This is a genomic window from Megasphaera sp. SC8-1 (assembly GCF_024436295.1).
Lineage (GTDB): Bacteria > Bacillota > Negativicutes > Veillonellales > Megasphaeraceae > Megasphaera > Megasphaera elsdenii.
Genome location: NZ_JANFQH010000011.1, coordinates 106,062 through 122,249, shown reverse-complemented (window position 1 = coordinate 122,249; position 16,188 = coordinate 106,062). Strand labels below are relative to the sequence as shown.

Below are 16,188 nucleotides of genomic sequence, written 5' to 3'. Positions count from 1 at the left end.
GCCGCCCTTGGGGACGGCCCCTACAACTACAAACTACATGCTACAAACTTTATTACAAGGTTTTCAAAGTAAGGTGCGTCGCGTCGAGGAGTTCTTCCATGGACGAGGCGCCGACGATTTCTGCGGCTTTGAGGACGATGTAGGCGCAGGCCCGGGCATCATCCAGGGCCTGGTGATGGCGGAAGGAGTAGCCGAGATAGCCGGCGACGGTATCTAATTTATGGTTCGGCAGGTCCGGCCAGACGCGGCGGGAAATTTCCACCGTACAGGCATAGGATGCCTGGGGCTTTTCCAGGTGATACGTCCGCAGCAGGCTGCGCAGGACCCGCGTATCGAAGACGGCATAGTGGGCGACCAGGATACGCCCTTCCAGGTGCGGCCGGATGCGGTCCCACAGGGCGTCGAACTTCGGTTTATGGGCGACCTGGTCCGGCGTGATGCCATGAATCTGGATATTACCTGGATCAAAACGCATGAAAGGCGGCTGGATCAGAGTATACCCTTCTTTGACACAGCGATCATCATTCATGGTAACGGCTGCCAGGGAGCAGGCGCTGTTGGCATATTTATTGGCCGTTTCAAAGTCAATGGCCGTAAAATCGAGCATAATCTACCTTCCTTTTTTTGACAAACGAACAGATTCTATTTACAATAGCTACAAATCTTATTTCTGCGAGGTATCACCATGACGAACGAACAACGCCAATTCACGGCCCAGGGCCAAACCTTCCCGGTCATCCTGGTCCGAAAAAAAGTGAAAAACATCAATCTCCACGTCCGCAGTGACGGCACGCTGTATATTTCGGCACCGGCCCGTGTCCCTTGGGAATATATCGAAGATTTCCTGCAAAAAAAGACAGATTTCATCGTCCGCGCCATGGATGAGATGGCAGAACGGAAACGTAAATTTCCCATGCTGACCCTCAGCGACGGCGATACGCTCTATCTCGCCGGCCAGCCCTATAAGCTCGATGTCCGCCTGGGACTACAAAACAGCATCCGCCGCAGCGGCCAGACAGTCTTCATGGAACTGGCCGATGATACACCGGTCATGAAACAGAAGCTATACCATAAGCTGCTGCAAAGTCTGGGGAAAAAGCTCTTTCCTGCTAGTTTATCCCGGATGCAGCCCTTATTCGACGGCCTCGCCTTGCCCGACCCGGTCCTGAAACAGCGAGTCATGCGGTCGCGTTGGGGGTCCTGTATGCCCCTCAAAGGCATCGTCACCATGAACACCTACCTGGCTATCATGCCTGAAGAAATCATCGACCACGTCATGCTTCACGAACTCTGCCATTTTCTTCAGCCCAATCACTCCCGCCATTTCTATGATGCCATGACCATCCGCATGCCCGACTGGAAGGCACGGCGCCAAGCCATGACAAAGTATCTGCCTTACTGTGTCTGACGGTCTTTGGGAATCGTCGCAGCCAGTTCGGGCTGGCCGTCTTTAAAGGTCATGATGAAGACATCTTTAATCGCATCATGATTGGCATCGAGAGAAATAGTCCCGGTCGCACCGTCATAATCAATGGTCTTTTCCAACTCCCGGGCTACGTCAGGCGCTTCTGCCGACTGGCAGCGTTCGATGGCTTCGGCCGTCATCATGAAGGCATCATAGCCGAGAGCGGCATAACTGTCCGGCCATTCTCCGTATTTTTCATAGTAAGCCTGGGAAAACCGTCTGGCCGCTTCACTGGCGTCATGACCGGCATAATGGTCCGTATAATAGACCTGGGTCAAATAGGATGTATCGACGTCCCGTTCCATCTTGGGCCCGTTCCAGCCATCGGGACCCAGCAGGGGCTGGGAAATGCCGTGACTGCGCAGCAGCGTAATGGCCGGTATCGTCCAGTCATCGTAGCCGGGAAGATAGATGACATCGACATTTTCTCGCTGCAATAAGGACAGGTATTTGGTCAAATCCTGCACCTCTTCCACGGGGATATAGACGGGGACCTCACCGCCACTGGCGGCAAAGGCACTGCGGAAATATTCGGCCAGGCCCTGGGCATACGTCTTATCGGGATAATAAAAGACAGCGGCCCGCTTGACATGGAGCTGTTTCAAAGCATAATCAGCCATGGCCCGTCCCTGAGAGGCATCGATATAAGCCGCCCGGAAAATATAGCGGTAGACTTCGTGAGACTTCGGATCGACGGTGATATCCGGCTGGGTGCAGGCCGGGCTGATGAGGGGGATCTTCACGGCTTCCACATTAGGTAAGACCGCCCGCGTACAATCCGTCAGGTCCGGCCCGATGATGGCCGATACGTGACGTACTGTCAGCTGCTGGATAGCCGCTTCGGCATCTTCCGGCTTGCCGTGGTTATCTACGGATACAATCTGGACGGGCCTGCCCAACAGTCCGCCCCGGTCATTGACCATATCCTTGGCCAGTTCGATGCCCCGTTCTGTCGAAGTCGAATAGGACATCCCCTTGCCGCTCAAAGCCAGGTTCGTCCCGATGAGGACACCCGTATTCGTCGGAGACAAGATGCATCCACTCAGGAAAAAAGCCATAAAAAGCATACAAAAAGCCAGTATCTCCATGTATCTCTTCATAAAATTCTCCTTCCTGGGGGTAGTGAAAAAGGACTTGTCGTTCTACGACAAGCCCTTTTTTAGTTTGATGTGTGAAGTTTGATGTTTGGTGTCGAGGGACATAAAATTTTCCCATCACCTCAAACTTCAAACATCAAACCCCAAACCTTTGAGTAAAAGGGCCTAGCATAATAACAACTCCCCTTGTATGCTAATCCCCCTACGGCAAGAACAGCAGCGGGTTGGTCGGGGTTCCATTGACGCGGACTTCGTAATGGACGTGCGGTCCCGTGCTGCGGCCTGTACTGCCGGCTAAGGCAACAATCGAACCGGCCCGGACTTCTTGTCCTACCGTAACTAACAGCATGGAGTTATGGCCATAGCGGGTAACGAACCCATTGCCATGGTCGATTTCAACGAGGTTGCCATAACCATCGACCCAACCGGCCATAGTGACTTTCCCGGCTGCCGTCGCCCGGACCGGTGTCCCGTAGTCGACACCGATGTCGATGCCTTCGTGGAAGCCGGAGCCGCCGCCAATAGGATTGCCGCGATAGCCGAAATTGGACGTAATCGTCCCGCTGACGGGCCAGATGGAAGGCGTCGTCGACGTGCTGCTGGCATCGCCCCCTTGGCCGCCGGCCAGGGCTCCTCCCTGGTACTTATGGGTAATCTGCTGCATTTGCCGAACCTGTTCGCCTGCCGTATCGCTCAAGACCGTCTTCAAGGTGATGAAGCTGATGATGCGGGCATTACTGCGGGTTTCCAAACGCGAGGTGGCCAATAACAGGTCATTGTAGCTGGCATGAGAAAGGTCCGGAGATTTCTTCTGTCCCCCTGCTACGCCACCGTCACCTTTTGGGCTGTCACCAGCCCCCGAACCCTTGACCATTTGCCGCAGTTCCTGGTCCAGGGAATCCATCTTATCCATCTTTTCCTGGAGGGATGTCGTCTTTTCACGCATCAATTCCAGCTGTTGTTCATGCAGGGCTTCCTGCGCTTTAGTCTGCTGAAGCGAAACGAACTCGTAAATGCCGATGCCTGCAGCGATTACAATGACGACCACTGCGACAGCACAGGCGCGAACGAGTTTCTTATATTGAGCTGGTGTCACGACCAGGGGCTCCGTCCGGTCCGTTTTCAGGAACGACGGCCACCATGACGGTGTTTCCCAGGCTTTCATTCGTTGGAACCATGATTGCAGGGTGCGCATCCATGGATATATCTTGATGTGGATCTTCACACTTTTCCCCTCTTTATTATTCTTCCAGATCCTTTTGAACGGCCTGCATATCGCCGCTGTAATTCAAGGCATTGTCCAGGCTTTCCCGTTCTTCTTCGCTCATCCCGTAGAGGCATTTCCCTTCAACGATCGGTTTGGCGAAAATACGCGATTCGTTGCGTCCATAGACGCTGGAAAGGCAGAAACCGTCATTCTTCCCGTCGAGGACGGTAAAGGCAAAGCTCAGATTATTGCCGATATTGTCAAAGGCATTATATTTAACGAACCCAATTTTACGGAAACAATGGTTCTGGACAGCCATGATGTCCTTCTGCGTCTGGTGGATCATGTCGAGCGTCCCCTGCAGATTATGCAGTTTGTCGACGTCGTCACGCAGCTTGGATTCGACGCTGGCTCCCGTTTCGTCTTGCATAAAAAAAGTATAATTCGTTTCTAATTTTCTGATTTTCTTGTGTAAAATGACGATATAGACGAGCAAAATCAATAAAATCAGCCCGCCAATACCGGCAAGCGCCATCAGGGCAGCCTGCATATCGACATTCAGCATTTCTTTCCTCCCATGAACATGCAAAAAATTTATATGTGAAACGAAGAAAGAGGGGACGGCGATGGGTCTTCTTTTTCTTCGGTAAGGATCGACAGCAGCCGTTCAAATTCTGCTTCCGAAGAAAAGGAAATCTCGATTTTCCCCTTTTTCCGGTCCTTCCCCACTTGGATGGCAACGTCAGTCCCCAAGGACATCTTCAGCTTATCCTGCAGCCAGGCCAGGTGAGCATCCGGCTCCGGACGAGGCTTGGCCTGGCTCATCAAATGGCGCACCAGGGCCTCGGCCTTGCGGGCCGACAGGTCATGCTTCAAAATGTGCAGGGCCGCTTCACGCTGCAATTTCGCAGAAGGCAGCTGTAAAAGAGGGCGGGCCTGTCCCATGGATAAGCGTCCCGCCGCAATCCATTCCTTGATGTCAGCTGGCAGCTGCAATAACCGGACCATGTTGGCCACGTGAGACCGGCTTTTCCCGACTTTCTGCGCCGTCTGTTCCTGGGTCAAGCCGAAGTCCTTCATGAGCCGCTCATAAGCCAGGCCTTCTTCAATGGCATCCAGGTCCTTGCGCTGCAGATTCTCGACAAGGGCGATTTCAGCCGCTTCATCCGGCGTATACTTGCGGATGATGGCCGGCACCGTTTTCAAGCCGCAGCGCTTCGCTGCCCGCAGCCGCCGTTCGCCGGCAATCAGTTCATACCGGCCAGGTCCTGTCTTTTGGACGACGACGGGCTGGACAAGCCCATGCTGACGGATGGAATCCGCCAAAGCGGCCAGCCCTTGTTCATCAAAGGTCTGCCGCGGCTGATGGGGATTGGGGACAATACATTCTACGGCGATTTCTGCCGGGGCGCCCCGTTCAGCCGGGGACTCGTCGACTGCCACCATGTCCACCTCATTTCTATCAAAATTATTTTTAAAGTCTATATTATAGTATATCGTCTATCCACCATTTAATCAAATATTTATTGCCCCGATTTCATTGATTTTTCTAACAATTTCTATGGTATAATAAGAAGCAAATGTACAGATTCAGAAAGGATGTATAAAATGCCAACATTTACCGACCCCTTGCGGGAAATCGACGCCGCCAGCGTCAAAGAATATGCCTTGCAGCGCGGAGCTGCCGAACTTTCCGATGATTTCGTCCAGGAAGCGTGCCAGCGCGTCATGGAATTGGCCAAACCACAGGCCATCTGCCAGCAGTGCTTCTATGACAATACATCTCATATGGTCCTCTGCGACAGCCCCTTCACCATCAGCAGCCCGACGGCCTGCCAGCGCATCGAAGATTCAGCCATCGTCCTGATGTATGCCGTCACCTTGGGCGAAGCCGTGGAAAAAGAAGTCGATGCCTTGTTCATGAACAAAGACATCACCCGTGGCCTGGCCCTCGATTCGGCCCTGGCCGTCGCTACTGCCGGCTATACGAAACAGCTCGTCGACATGCTCGACGAAGCCGGCGCCGATAAAGGCTATAAAGCCGCCTGGATCATGAATCCCGGTACCGGTGACTGGCCAGCCGGCCAGATGGCCAACATCGCCCAGGCCGTCCACGCCGAACAAATCGGCGTTTCCCTCCTGCCCAGCGGCATGCTCATGCCGAGAAAAACCGTAACCGGCGTCATCGGCCTGAACTTCATCGGCGGCGGCTGCTCCGGCTCGTGCAGCGCCTGCGCCATGGCCGGCCATTGCGGGGAATGATTCGTGGTTCGTGGTTCGTGGCTAGTGGCTCGTGGCTCGTGGCTCGTGGCTCGTGGCTCGTAGGGGCCGTCCCAAAGGGCGGCCCGCTACGCGCTGAGGGTTTCCCGAAGCGTCGTTGTCAGCTTGAGTCTGTCGCGGCGGAACGCCGCATCTGAGTCCGAAAAAACGCAGGTCGTAAAGTCATGCCACATGGACCATATAATGTATTACCGACCGGTCACGGCGGGCCGCCTTTCAGGACGGCCCCTACGGATGCCCCGATTGGGGCGTTTATTCTTGGCGAACCACGAACAACTAACAACTAACAACTTGAAAGGTCCTGCCGCATAAGCGGCAGGACCTTTCACATATTATGGTGTAATTCAGTTGTTTTTAGAAAATCTTTTTGAGGATGATCGTCTGGCTGCGGTTCGGGCCGACGGAGACGATGCCCAGGGGAACGCCCGTGAGTTCGCTGATGCGTTCGACATAGTGGCGGGCTGCTTCCGGCAATTCATCGTACGATTTGCACTTGGAAATATCGGCTTTCCAGCCCGGCATTTCTTCATAAATCGGTTCGACGTTTTCCAGGACGTCGAGGCTGGCCGGATATTCTTTCAGAATCTGGCCCTGATATTTATAACCCGTGCAGATTTTGATGGTATCCAGGTCATCGAGGATATCCAGGCGGGTAATAGCCAGGTAATCGAGGCTGTTCAGCATAGCTGCGTATTTGACGACAGCCGTATCGAGCCAGCCGCAGCGGCGGGGACGACCGGTGACAGTACCAAATTCATGGCCTGTATTGCGCAGGTATTCGCCAACTTCGTTGAGCTGTTCTGCCGGGAACGGGCCAGCGCCGACGCGGGTCGTATAGGCTTTGACGACGCCGACGATATTTTCCATACGACGGGGGCCGACGCCAGAACCGGTGCAAGCGCCGCCAGCCGTCGGATTGGAGCTGGTAACGAAGGGATATGTACCATGGTCGAGGTCGAGCATAGCAGCCTGAGCCCCTTCAAAGAGGACTTTCTTGCCTTCACTGACATAGAGATTGGCCGAATAGTTCGTATCCTTTACATACTGGCGGATCTGGTCGGCATAGCCGAGGTATTCTTTGAGGACTTCATCATAATCGAAGCCTTCGCAGCCATAATATTTTTCAAAGAGACGGTTTTTAAGGTCAATATTGACGCGCAGTTTCTTGGCAAAGACATCGCGGTCCATGAGGTCGCCGATGCGGATGCCTACGCGGTTGACTTTGTCGGCATAGCACGGTCCGATACCGTTTTTCGTCGTGCCGATCTTAGCGTCGCCCTTGAGCTTTTCATCTTCTTCATCAATGCGGATATGATACGGCATGATGACATGCGCACGCGTGGAAATTTCCAATTTGCTGATCTGCACGCCTTTGGAGGTCATGCCTTCGATTTCTTCAAGGAGGACTTTCGGATTGACAACGACGCCGCTGCCGATGATGCAGGTTTTGTCGGAAAAGAGGATTCCCGACGGCAAGAGACGCAGTGCAAAGGACTTATCGTCGACGACGACCGTATGGCCGGCGTTATTCCCACCCTGGGAGCGGATGACGACATCGGCCTTCTGGGCCAAATAATCTACGATCTTACCTTTACCTTCGTCGCCCCATTGGGTTCCGATTACCATTGCTGTAGCCATGTATTCAACATCCCTTCGTGAATTGTAAAATTAACAAACACTTGTATTATATCATACTCGCTTAATGAAGCCAACTAAAAACATCACACTTTACAAAAGGAGCAAAAAACAATGCATTGGCTTATTTCTGCAAATATTGTATAATGTTCAAGATAAACTGAAATTCATTTTATATTACCAAGGAGAGATTTCTACCATGTCATTTGATACATGTCGCATTGGCGGTATTGAAGCGAAGTGCCGCCTTGTCCGTTCTGCTACTTTCGAAGGAATGGGGAATTACGGCCTTCCGACAGAAAATCTGGCCGAAATGTATGAAAACCTGGCTGATGGCGGCGCCGGCCTCATCATCACGGGGATGATGGCGACGAATAAGATGGAACCGCGCCAGCACTGTCAGATACGCATCGACGACGATGAATGTATCGCTCCTTTGTCCCAGGTCGTCGACCGCGTCCACCAGCACGGCGGCAAAATCGTAGCCCAGCTCGTCGTCATGGGCTCAGCCATCCTCATGCCGGAAACGCCGGAAGGCGAAACGCGCATCATCTTCAGTCCCAGCGGCGTCACGGAAAAGGTCGGCAAATGGACCCAGGAATCGCAGGCCCTGACAGTCGACCAGATTCATGAATTGACGGACGCCGTCGCAAAAGCTGCCGCTCGGGCCAAAACGGCTGGTTTCGACGGCGTCCAGTTCCACGGCGCCCACGGCTATTTGGCCAGCAAATTCCTGTCGCCCCATTTCAATACCCGCACCGATGCCTACGGCGGCAGCCTGGAAAATCGGGCCCGCTTCCTTTTGGAATGTATCGCTGCCATGCGTCAGGCCGTCGGCGCCGATTATCCCATCTGGGTTAAATTGAACTGTGCCGACTTCATGAAAGACGGCAGTCTGACCTTTGAAGAAAGCAAACAGGTCATGGCCTGGCTGGCCGACCAGGGCGTCAACGCCATCGAAGTCAGCGGCGGCAATACGTCGTCCCTGCCGCGCAAAGGCCCGATCCGGGCTATCCGCCGCACGAAGGAACCGATGTACTTCAAAGCCTATGCAGCAGAGGCAGCTGCCCTGCTGAAAGGTAAAACCGACGTCGGCGTCGTCGGCGGCTTCCGCACTATAGCCGATATCGAAGAAGCCCTGGAATCGACAGACCTGGCTTTTATTTCCATGAGCCGCCCCTTCCTGCGCCAGCCGGACCTGCCGAACCGCTGGAAATCGGGCGATACGGAACCGGCCCTGTGCATTTCCTGTTCCCGCTGCTTCGGTGCCGAAAACGTAGACTGCATTTTTAATAAAAAAGAAAAAGAAAAACAGGACGCCTAAAAAAAAGGAACTTGCCCCATATATATAGAATAAATAAAAGTAACGGATTATTTTCACAAAAGGGGGCTGCACTATGGCGATTGTCGTCGTCCTTGCCATTTTATTCAGCTGCATACTGCTCATCCTCTGCCTGCCCATTACCTATGCCCTGACCGTCCATATCGGCACGCCCTTCCAGGTCGAAGGCCAGGGAAGCTGGGGCCGGAAGCTGGCCGATGCATCCTGGTCCTATTCCCTGGGCGAAGAACCGCATCACGAGCTGCATACCTGCTGGAAGCGCAGCCCTGCCGTGAAAGAGCCGGTAGAAACGCCGCCCCCGACGCCGGAAGAAGCCAAGAAAGCCTGGGAGGAACTGGAAAAAGAAAGCCAGCACCTCACGTATGAAGACCTGCTCCGCGAAAAAGGGCCGGAGGCCCCGGAATCGACAGAGTCAGGAAGCCCCAAAAAAAAGCCGCCGATATGCCAGCTCCTGCCGGGCATCTTCAATAGCGATTTCTTGGCGGCCTTCTTCACCTGGCTGTCCCGCCTGCTCGGCCATGGCCAGATCCGCCGCTTTACCCTGACCGGCATCATCGGCCTCCCGGAACCCCATGAAACGGGGATGCTGGCCGGCGCCCTCTATGCCATCTGTCCGGGGAGCGTCACAGACTTACAATTCAATTTCGTCGAGGAACAGTATGACTGTACCGTCCGTGCTTCGGGCCGTCTATATCCGGCAGTGCTGCTTCTGTTTACAGCCGTCTTTGCCGCCTCCCGGCCTGTACGCCGTCTATGGGCTGAGTGGCACGCTGTGAACAAGGAGGAAGAACATGGATAACTCGTACATCAAGAACAACTTGGAAGAAATTTTTGAAAGTTTCAAAGAAATGATCAAAGTCGAAACCGTCGTCGGCCAGGCCGTCCACATCGGCGATGCAATCCTGGTGCCTTTCGTCGACGTCACCTTTGGTTTCGGGTCCGGCGGCGTCAATGGCAAGACGGAAAACGGCCGCAGCAGTGCCGGCAGCGGCGGCGGCGCTAAGATGGAACCGGCAGCCATCCTGGTCATCAAAGGCGACCGGGTCGAAATGTTCTCCATCAAGAAAGATGGCTACCAGGCTTCGGCTTTTGAAAAACTCATCGCCATGGCTCCGGAAATCATCGATAAGATGAAAAAGGATAAATATATCTATATCCACGATGATGACGAAGACAAGACAGAAGGGGAAGATGAAAAGGCCTGAAGCCGTGCATGTTGTACTTTAGCAGTAAGTTTGTTATAATATACGAATAGAACATTGTAAGAAAGAGTAATTCAGCCGCTCTGCGGTACAGGAGGAATACATTATGAAACTGAAAAAACAATTGGCATCCCTTGCCGTTATGGGAATGATGAGCCTTGTCGCTGCTTCGTCGGCTTTCGCTTCCGGCGTCGGTTACGTCAACTTCGATACCTTAGTACAGTCCCACAAGGACTTCCCGAAAGTCAGCGCTCAGATGCAGGCTGCTGTCAAAGATGCTAATGAACAGTTCGCTAAAAAAGCTCCGAAAATGAAGACCGATCAGGAACGCCAGAACCTCGGCCGTGAACTCGCTCAGAACCTGAGCAAGCTGGAAAACAAGCTGATCGTCCCCATTGAAAAAGACGTCGTTTCCAAAGTCGACCAGGTCCGCAAGGACAAAGGCCTCGACTGCATCGTAGCCCAGGGTGCCATCATCTCTGGTAACGAAAACGCTACGGACGAAACAGAAGCCGTCAAAGCATTGTTGAAATAAGGATAAAAAAAAGGCGCTGTCGCGTGAAGACAGCGCCTTTTTTTTAGTGGTTCGTGGTTCGTGGTTCGTGGCTCGTGGCGGCCTCATGGCCGCACCGTAGGGGCCGTCCTGTTAAGGCGGCCCGCTCGTCCGACAGTTAGCAATTAGCCGCTAACTGTGGATTGCTAAAAAGGGACACCTGCCCCAGGATTATGCAATTTCACTGTAGGGGCGACCACGTGGGGCACCCGCTCCGGAATATGTATGATTTCCCAATCAGTTTGCTGGGCGAAACACTCACATCCCTAATGGGCCGCCCTCTGGGCCGGCCCCTACGAACTACTAGCCACGAGCCACTAAAAAGCCTTGACATATACCCCTTGTGGGTATATTATAATCACGTACCCCATAGGGGTATTTATTTGAAAGGAGTATTCAATTATGGGCGAAAAGAAAGTCTGTCCTTGCTGCGATACGGAAAAGCATAAGTATCGCAATAAAGAGGGCAAAGAGTATAAATCACTCATTTCCCGTCTGAACCGCATCGAAGGCCAAGTACGGGGCGTGAAAAAAATGGTCGAAGACGATCGCTATTGTATTGATATCCTGACTCAGGTCAGTGCCATCCAGTCGGCCTTAAATTCCTTCAATAAGGAACTCCTGGGCCAGCACATCAAGTCCTGCGTCGTCCACGACATCCGCGAAGGCAAGGACGAAGTCGTCGATGAACTCGTCTGCACTTTGCAAAAACTCATGAAATAAAGGAGTGAGTATTTTGAAGCACGAAAAATTCACCATTACCGGCATGAGCTGCTCCGCCTGCTCAGCCCGCGTGGAAAAAGCCGTCAACAAGCTGGACGGTATCGACAAGGCCAGCGTCAACCTGCTGACCAACAGCATGCAGGCCTCGTATGATGAAAACGTCGTCAGCGAACAAGACATCATCCAGGCCGTCATCGATGCCGGCTATGGCGCCAGCCCGGCTGAAAGCGGCAGCCCGCAGTCGGCCGGTGCGCCCCAGAAAAGCGCATCCGACATTGCCAAGGAAGAAATGAAGGCCATGAAGCACCGCCTCATCGGGTCCATCCTCTTCCTGATCCCGGTCATGTACATCGCCATGCACCACATGTTCTATGAATGGTTCGGCATCCCCGTCCCGGAAGGCTTCCAGTACGTCTTCCACGGAGATGAAAATGCCATTACCTTTGCCTTTACCCAGTTCTTATTAATCCTGCCCATCATGTACTTGAACCGCAAGTACTATGTCAACGGCTTCCGCAACCTCTTCCAGGGTGCACCGAACATGGACAGCCTGGTCGGGCTCGGCTCCATGGCCGCTGCCGTCTACGGCGTCTTCGCCATCTTCCGCATGAGCTGGGGCATGGGCCACGGTGACTGGGCCCTCGTCGCTCAGTACAGCACCAACCTGTACTTTGAATCAGCCGGCATGATCGTCACCCTCATCGACATCGGCAAGTTCCTCGAAGCCCGCGCCAAAGGCAAGACCAGCACCGCCATTGAAAAACTCATGGACCTGGCACCGAAACAGGCGACGGTCCTGCGCAACGGCGTCGAAACGGTCATCCCCGTCGAAGACCTTGTCGTCGGCGATGAAATCGTCATCCGCCCCGGTGAAAGCATCCCGGCTGACGGCGTCATTTCTGAAGGCACGACCAGCGTCGATGAAGCCGCTATTACCGGCGAAAGTATTCCTGTTGAAAAACAAGTCGGCGACAAAGTCACATCGGCTACGATAAATAAGACGGGTTTCATCCACATTACAGCCCGCCGCGTCGGCGCCGATACGACCATCAGCCAGATTATCAAACTCGTCGACGAAGCCAGCGCCAGCAAGGCGCCCATCGCCAAGATGGCCGATACCATCTCTGGCTACTTCGTCCCGGCCGTCATCACTATCGCCATCATTACCGGCCTCATCTGGTACTTCGTCATGGGCGTCGATGCCGAATTTGCCTTCTCGACGGCCATCTCCGTCCTGGTCATCTCCTGCCCGTGCGCCCTGGGCCTGGCTACACCGGTTGCCATCATGGTCGGCACTGGCAAAGGGGCTGAAAACGGCATCCTCATCAAATCTGGCGAAGCCCTGGAAACGGCCCATGCCATCGATACGGTCGTCATGGACAAGACCGGCACCATCACCGAAGGCCGGCCGAAAGTTACGGACATCGTTCCCTTGAAAGGCACAAAAGAAGACCTCGTCGCCATTGCGGCAGCTCTGGAAAAAGGCAGTGAACATCCCCTGGCTGAAGCCATTACGACCTACGCCAGCGAACACCAGCTGACCGGCAAGACGGCCAGCGATTTCAAGGCCCTCTTCGGCCGCGGCGTCCAGGCCGTCATCGACGGCAAGACCTATTATGCCGGCAACACGCGCCTCATGGACGAAGCCCATATCGACACCAAAGCTATCACGGCCAGCCTCAACGCTCTGGCCGACGACGGCAAGACACCGCTCCTCTTTGCCGACGACAAGGAAATCATCGGCATCATCGCCGTAGCCGACGTCGAAAAAACGACCAGCGCCGAAGCCATTGCCGACTTTGCCAAAATGGGCATCCACGTCGTCATGCTCACTGGCGACAACCAGCGCACGGCCGAAGCCATCCGCCAGCGCCTGCACATTCCCCGGGTCATTGCCGGCGTCCTGCCGCAGGATAAAGAAAAACACATCGCCGCCCTCCAGGCCCAAGGCCATAAAGTCGCCATGATCGGCGACGGCATCAACGATGCACCGGCCCTGGCGAAAGCCGATCTGGGCATGGCTATCGGTGCCGGCACAGACGTCGCCATCGAAAGCGCCGATGCCGTCCTCATGCGCAGTGACCTCCTCGACGCCGTCAGCGCCATCCGCCTGAGCAAGGCCGTCATCAAGAATATCAAAGAAAACCTGTTCTGGGCTTTCTTCTACAATATCATCTGTATTCCCCTGGCAGCCGGGGTCCTCTATCCGGCCTTCGGCATCCGCCTCAACCCGATGATCGGCGCCGCTGCCATGAGTCTGTCGAGCTTCACGGTCTGCATGAACGCCCTGCGCCTGCGATTCTTCAAGACGACGCACAGCACTGATGTTTCACGTGAAACATCGGCACAGGAAGCAGATAGCCCTAAAGCCACACAGGCAGCTCCGCAAAATCCGGTTCCCGAAGTGGCAGCGGCTCCGGCCCCGTTCCACTATACCCTGTCCATCGAAGGCATGATGTGCCAGCACTGCGTGGCTACGGTCACGAAAGTCCTGAAAGCCATGGACGGCGTCACCGATGCCGTCGTCGACCTGGATGGGCAGAAAGCCGATGTCTCCGCTGATAAAGCTATTTCCGCAGAGGACTTCAAAAAAGTCATCACCACTGCTGGATATACATTAAAAAATCTTATTACCCCAAAGAAAGAAGAGGATGAAACCATGGAAAAAACTTTGAAAATCGAAGGTATGATGTGCCAGCACTGCCAGAAACACGTACATGATGCATTAGCCGCTATGGACGGCGTCACAGCCGTTACGGTCGACTTGGAAGGCAAAAAAGCCGACGTCACGACCAGCAAAGACATCCCGACGGAAGACTTTGCCAAAGTCATTGCCGACGCTGGCTATGAATTGGTAAAATAAAGGTAAACGTCGTCCCCCTGCCGACTTCGCTGTCCGCCCATATCCTGCCGCCATGACTGCGGACGAACTGCTGAGCCAGGGCCAGGCCGATACCACTGCCGCCGCTCTTGCGGTTCCGCGATTTTTCGCTGCGGTAAAAGTACTGGAAGATATGCTGTAAATCTTCCGGCGCAATGCCGCTGCCCGTATCGGCAATCTGAACCTGCACATAAGACTGTCCCTTCACGGTGACGGCTAAGGTCGAAACGGTAATCGTACAGCCCGCTTCGATATAGCGGATGGCGTTGTTGAGCAGATTATAAATGACCTGATTGATACGGTCCACATCGATAGATACCTTCGGCAAATCCCTGGCCAGGTCCAAATGGACGGCCAGGGATTTTTCGTCGCATAAGGGCTGGAGCATACTGACGGCCCGTTCCAAAAGGACGTTGATATCATGCGGTGCTTTATGGAGCGTCAGCTCATTGATTTCCGCCAGTGACAAGTCCCGCAAGTCCTGGATGAGGCGGCCCATGCGCAAGGTTTCATCTTCCATGGACAAGAGGACCTTCTTATCCGTCGGGATAACATCGTCGATCATCCCTTCCAGATTCCCCTGCAAGATGGCCAGGGGCGTCCGCAGTTCGTGAGCGATGTTGGCAAAGAGACGGCGCCGCATCTTATCGTTTTTCGCCAGTTCCTGGGACATGTCGTTGAAAGTCTCGGTCAGGGTCCCGACTTCATCACGGCGTTCGACGGGAACCGTCTGGCCATACGTACCGGCCTTGACTTTTTGCACGGCGTCGGTCAGAGCTGACAAGGGACGCATGATTTCCCGGACGATAAAATAACTGATGGTGACGCTGACGGCCAGCATGACCAGGCCGACCCACAGCAACGACCGGTGGACGGCCGAGATATAGGTAATTTCCGCCGGCCCATGCCTCATGCCGTGCATCATGCCCATGCCTTGATGGCCATTGCCCATCATCTGGGACATATTCGTTAAATACTGGGAAAAATGGTTGTCCATCTGGTTATTGACCAAGATGAGCAAAATGGCGATGGTCAGGAAGATGAGGATAAAGACCATCCCGGTCAGGCGGATGACGATGCTGTCAGCTTTCTTCATGATTCCCTCCGTCGAATTTATAACCGATGCCGTATACGGTCAGGATATACGTCGGATGGGCCGGGTCGGCTTCCAGCTTCTTGCGCAGGTTGCGGATATGCGTGTCGATAGTCCGTTCATAACCTTCAAAGCCATAGCCGCCCTGTACTTTGTCCATGAGCTGCATGCGGCTGAACACCCTGTCTGGAGCCGAAGCCAGGACTTCGAGGAGATTGAACTCCGTCGGCGTCAGGGACACAGGCTGATTCCCTTTCAAGACGGTAAATTTTTCCTTATCGATGGTCAAATCCCGTATGGTGTACGACGTCGTCTTCTGCAGCACTTCACCGCGGGTCCGCCGCAGCAAGCTGTAGACGCGGGCAATGACCTCCTTGACGTGGAAGGGCTTGGTCACGTAATCGTCACCGCCCATATTGAGGCCGACCAGGCGGTCCGTTTCATCGTCCTTGGCCGACAGGAAAATGATAGGGATATCGCTGAACTGGCGGATACGGCGGCAGACCTCGAAGCCATCCATACCGGGCATCATCAAATCGAGGAGCATAATCTGCGGTTTCTGGTTGCGCAGCGTATGCAACGCCGTCATGCCATCGTGGGCAATATAGACGATGAACTGTTCCTGCTCAAAATAAGATTTTAACAAAGCACAAAGTTTTTCATCATCATCGACGATTAAAATCGAATTCGTTCGCAAAAATTCCACCTCC

General features: G+C 54.0%; 16 protein-coding genes. 8 read left to right on the top strand and 8 right to left on the bottom strand.

The window, feature by feature from the left end; translation table 11 throughout:
• Nucleotides 1–52: 52 nt before the first annotated feature.
• Nucleotides 53–607 (bottom strand): 3'-5' exonuclease, encoded by a 555-nt coding sequence (locus NOS26_RS04175; protein WP_014015510.1) that lies wholly within the window; start codon nucleotides 605–607, stop codon nucleotides 53–55.
• A gap of 78 nt (nucleotides 608–685) precedes the next feature.
• On the opposite strand from NOS26_RS04175, the gene NOS26_RS04170 reads away from it, so the two are divergent.
• The gene (locus NOS26_RS04170) at nucleotides 686–1,408 is read left to right on the top strand and encodes a M48 family metallopeptidase (RefSeq protein WP_027895787.1); all 723 of its coding nucleotides are present in this window, start codon (nucleotides 686–688) and stop codon (nucleotides 1,406–1,408) included.
• Here NOS26_RS04170 and NOS26_RS04165 read toward each other — a convergent pair.
• From NOS26_RS04165 to NOS26_RS04150, 4 genes are all read right to left on the bottom strand, one after another.
• Nucleotides 1,396–2,565, bottom strand: a complete 1,170-nt coding sequence (locus NOS26_RS04165) for an ABC transporter substrate-binding protein (RefSeq protein WP_074787180.1) — start codon at nucleotides 2,563–2,565, stop codon at nucleotides 1,396–1,398. The genes NOS26_RS04170 and NOS26_RS04165 overlap by 13 nt on opposite strands.
• 199 nt (nucleotides 2,566–2,764) lie before the next feature.
• The gene (locus NOS26_RS04160) at nucleotides 2,765–3,727 is read right to left on the bottom strand and encodes a peptidoglycan DD-metalloendopeptidase family protein (protein ID WP_255917334.1); all 963 of its coding nucleotides are present in this window, start codon (nucleotides 3,725–3,727) and stop codon (nucleotides 2,765–2,767) included.
• A gap of 76 nt (nucleotides 3,728–3,803) precedes the next feature.
• Complete coding sequence (locus NOS26_RS04155; protein ID WP_014015506.1) at nucleotides 3,804–4,334, bottom strand: DUF4446 family protein; 531 nt, start codon at nucleotides 4,332–4,334, stop codon at nucleotides 3,804–3,806.
• 29 nt (nucleotides 4,335–4,363) lie between these two features.
• Nucleotides 4,364–5,215, bottom strand: a complete 852-nt coding sequence (locus NOS26_RS04150) for a ParB/RepB/Spo0J family partition protein (RefSeq protein WP_014015505.1) — start codon at nucleotides 5,213–5,215, stop codon at nucleotides 4,364–4,366.
• Between the two features lie 162 nt (nucleotides 5,216–5,377).
• On the opposite strand from NOS26_RS04150, the gene NOS26_RS04145 reads away from it, so the two are divergent.
• Nucleotides 5,378–6,031 carry a hypothetical protein gene (locus tag NOS26_RS04145; RefSeq protein WP_014015504.1) on the top strand — a complete coding sequence of 218 codons (654 nt, stop codon included), beginning with the start codon at nucleotides 5,378–5,380 and terminating at the stop codon, nucleotides 6,029–6,031.
• A 372-nt stretch (nucleotides 6,032–6,403) separates the two neighbouring features.
• Here NOS26_RS04145 and NOS26_RS04140 read toward each other — a convergent pair whose 3' ends face one another.
• A complete protein-coding gene (locus NOS26_RS04140) occupies nucleotides 6,404–7,687 on the bottom strand; it encodes an adenylosuccinate synthase (protein WP_036205197.1) in 1,284 nt (427 codons plus the stop codon).
• A 196-nt stretch (nucleotides 7,688–7,883) separates the two neighbouring features.
• Between NOS26_RS04140 and NOS26_RS04135 the strand changes: the two genes are divergently transcribed.
• The 6 genes from NOS26_RS04135 to NOS26_RS04110 all read left to right on the top strand — a co-directional run bounded on the left by NOS26_RS04135 (nucleotide 7,884) and on the right by NOS26_RS04110 (nucleotide 14,367).
• A complete protein-coding gene (locus NOS26_RS04135; protein WP_255917333.1) occupies nucleotides 7,884–9,008 on the top strand; it encodes an NADH:flavin oxidoreductase in 1,125 nt (374 codons plus the stop codon).
• Nucleotides 9,009–9,081: 73 nt separating this feature from the next.
• The gene (locus tag NOS26_RS04130; protein WP_014015501.1) at nucleotides 9,082–9,825 is read left to right on the top strand and encodes a hypothetical protein; all 744 of its coding nucleotides are present in this window, start codon (nucleotides 9,082–9,084) and stop codon (nucleotides 9,823–9,825) included.
• Nucleotides 9,818–10,231, top strand: a complete 414-nt coding sequence (locus NOS26_RS04125; RefSeq protein ID WP_014015500.1) for a GerW family sporulation protein — start codon at nucleotides 9,818–9,820, stop codon at nucleotides 10,229–10,231. The genes NOS26_RS04130 and NOS26_RS04125 overlap by 8 nt, the downstream gene beginning before the upstream one ends.
• 103 nt (nucleotides 10,232–10,334) lie before the next feature.
• Nucleotides 10,335–10,763: an OmpH family outer membrane protein gene (locus tag NOS26_RS04120; protein WP_014015499.1), complete on the top strand. Its 429-nt coding sequence runs from the start codon at nucleotides 10,335–10,337 to the stop codon at nucleotides 10,761–10,763.
• A 420-nt stretch (nucleotides 10,764–11,183) separates the two neighbouring features.
• Nucleotides 11,184–11,504, top strand: a complete 321-nt coding sequence (locus NOS26_RS04115) for a metal-sensing transcriptional repressor (RefSeq protein WP_014015498.1) — start codon at nucleotides 11,184–11,186, stop codon at nucleotides 11,502–11,504.
• 13 nt (nucleotides 11,505–11,517) lie between these two features.
• Nucleotides 11,518–14,367: a heavy metal translocating P-type ATPase gene (locus NOS26_RS04110; RefSeq protein ID WP_255917330.1), complete on the top strand. Its 2,850-nt coding sequence runs from the start codon at nucleotides 11,518–11,520 to the stop codon at nucleotides 14,365–14,367.
• Here NOS26_RS04110 and NOS26_RS04105 read toward each other — a convergent pair.
• Nucleotides 14,333–15,481, bottom strand: a complete 1,149-nt coding sequence (locus NOS26_RS04105) for a cell wall metabolism sensor histidine kinase WalK (RefSeq protein WP_255917328.1) — start codon at nucleotides 15,479–15,481, stop codon at nucleotides 14,333–14,335. The two genes, NOS26_RS04110 and NOS26_RS04105, sit on opposite strands and share 35 nt — an antisense overlap.
• Nucleotides 15,468–16,184 carry a response regulator transcription factor gene (locus tag NOS26_RS04100; RefSeq protein WP_234025990.1) on the bottom strand — a complete coding sequence of 239 codons (717 nt, stop codon included), beginning with the start codon at nucleotides 16,182–16,184 and terminating at the stop codon, nucleotides 15,468–15,470. The genes NOS26_RS04105 and NOS26_RS04100 overlap by 14 nt, the downstream gene beginning before the upstream one ends.
• Nucleotides 16,185–16,188: the final 4 nt, after the last annotated feature.

Coding starts and splice junctions, on each gene's coding strand:
- NOS26_RS04175 (WP_014015510.1), bottom strand. CDS start 607: ATGCTCGATTTTACGGCCATTGACTTTGAAACGGCCAATAAATATGCC.
- NOS26_RS04170 (WP_027895787.1), top strand. CDS start 686: ATGACGAACGAACAACGCCAATTCACGGCCCAGGGCCAAACCTTCCCG.
- NOS26_RS04165 (WP_074787180.1), bottom strand. CDS start 2,565: ATGAAGAGATACATGGAGATACTGGCTTTTTGTATGCTTTTTATGGCT.
- NOS26_RS04160 (WP_255917334.1), bottom strand. CDS start 3,727: ATGAAAGCCTGGGAAACACCGTCATGGTGGCCGTCGTTCCTGAAAACG.
- NOS26_RS04155 (WP_014015506.1), bottom strand. CDS start 4,334: ATGCTGAATGTCGATATGCAGGCTGCCCTGATGGCGCTTGCCGGTATT.
- NOS26_RS04150 (WP_014015505.1), bottom strand. CDS start 5,215: ATGGTGGCAGTCGACGAGTCCCCGGCTGAACGGGGCGCCCCGGCAGAA.
- NOS26_RS04145 (WP_014015504.1), top strand. CDS start 5,378: ATGCCAACATTTACCGACCCCTTGCGGGAAATCGACGCCGCCAGCGTC.
- NOS26_RS04140 (WP_036205197.1), bottom strand. CDS start 7,687: ATGGCTACAGCAATGGTAATCGGAACCCAATGGGGCGACGAAGGTAAA.
- NOS26_RS04135 (WP_255917333.1), top strand. CDS start 7,884: ATGTCATTTGATACATGTCGCATTGGCGGTATTGAAGCGAAGTGCCGC.
- NOS26_RS04130 (WP_014015501.1), top strand. CDS start 9,082: ATGGCGATTGTCGTCGTCCTTGCCATTTTATTCAGCTGCATACTGCTC.
- NOS26_RS04125 (WP_014015500.1), top strand. CDS start 9,818: ATGGATAACTCGTACATCAAGAACAACTTGGAAGAAATTTTTGAAAGT.
- NOS26_RS04120 (WP_014015499.1), top strand. CDS start 10,335: ATGAAACTGAAAAAACAATTGGCATCCCTTGCCGTTATGGGAATGATG.
- NOS26_RS04115 (WP_014015498.1), top strand. CDS start 11,184: ATGGGCGAAAAGAAAGTCTGTCCTTGCTGCGATACGGAAAAGCATAAG.
- NOS26_RS04105 (WP_255917328.1), bottom strand. CDS start 15,481: ATGAAGAAAGCTGACAGCATCGTCATCCGCCTGACCGGGATGGTCTTT.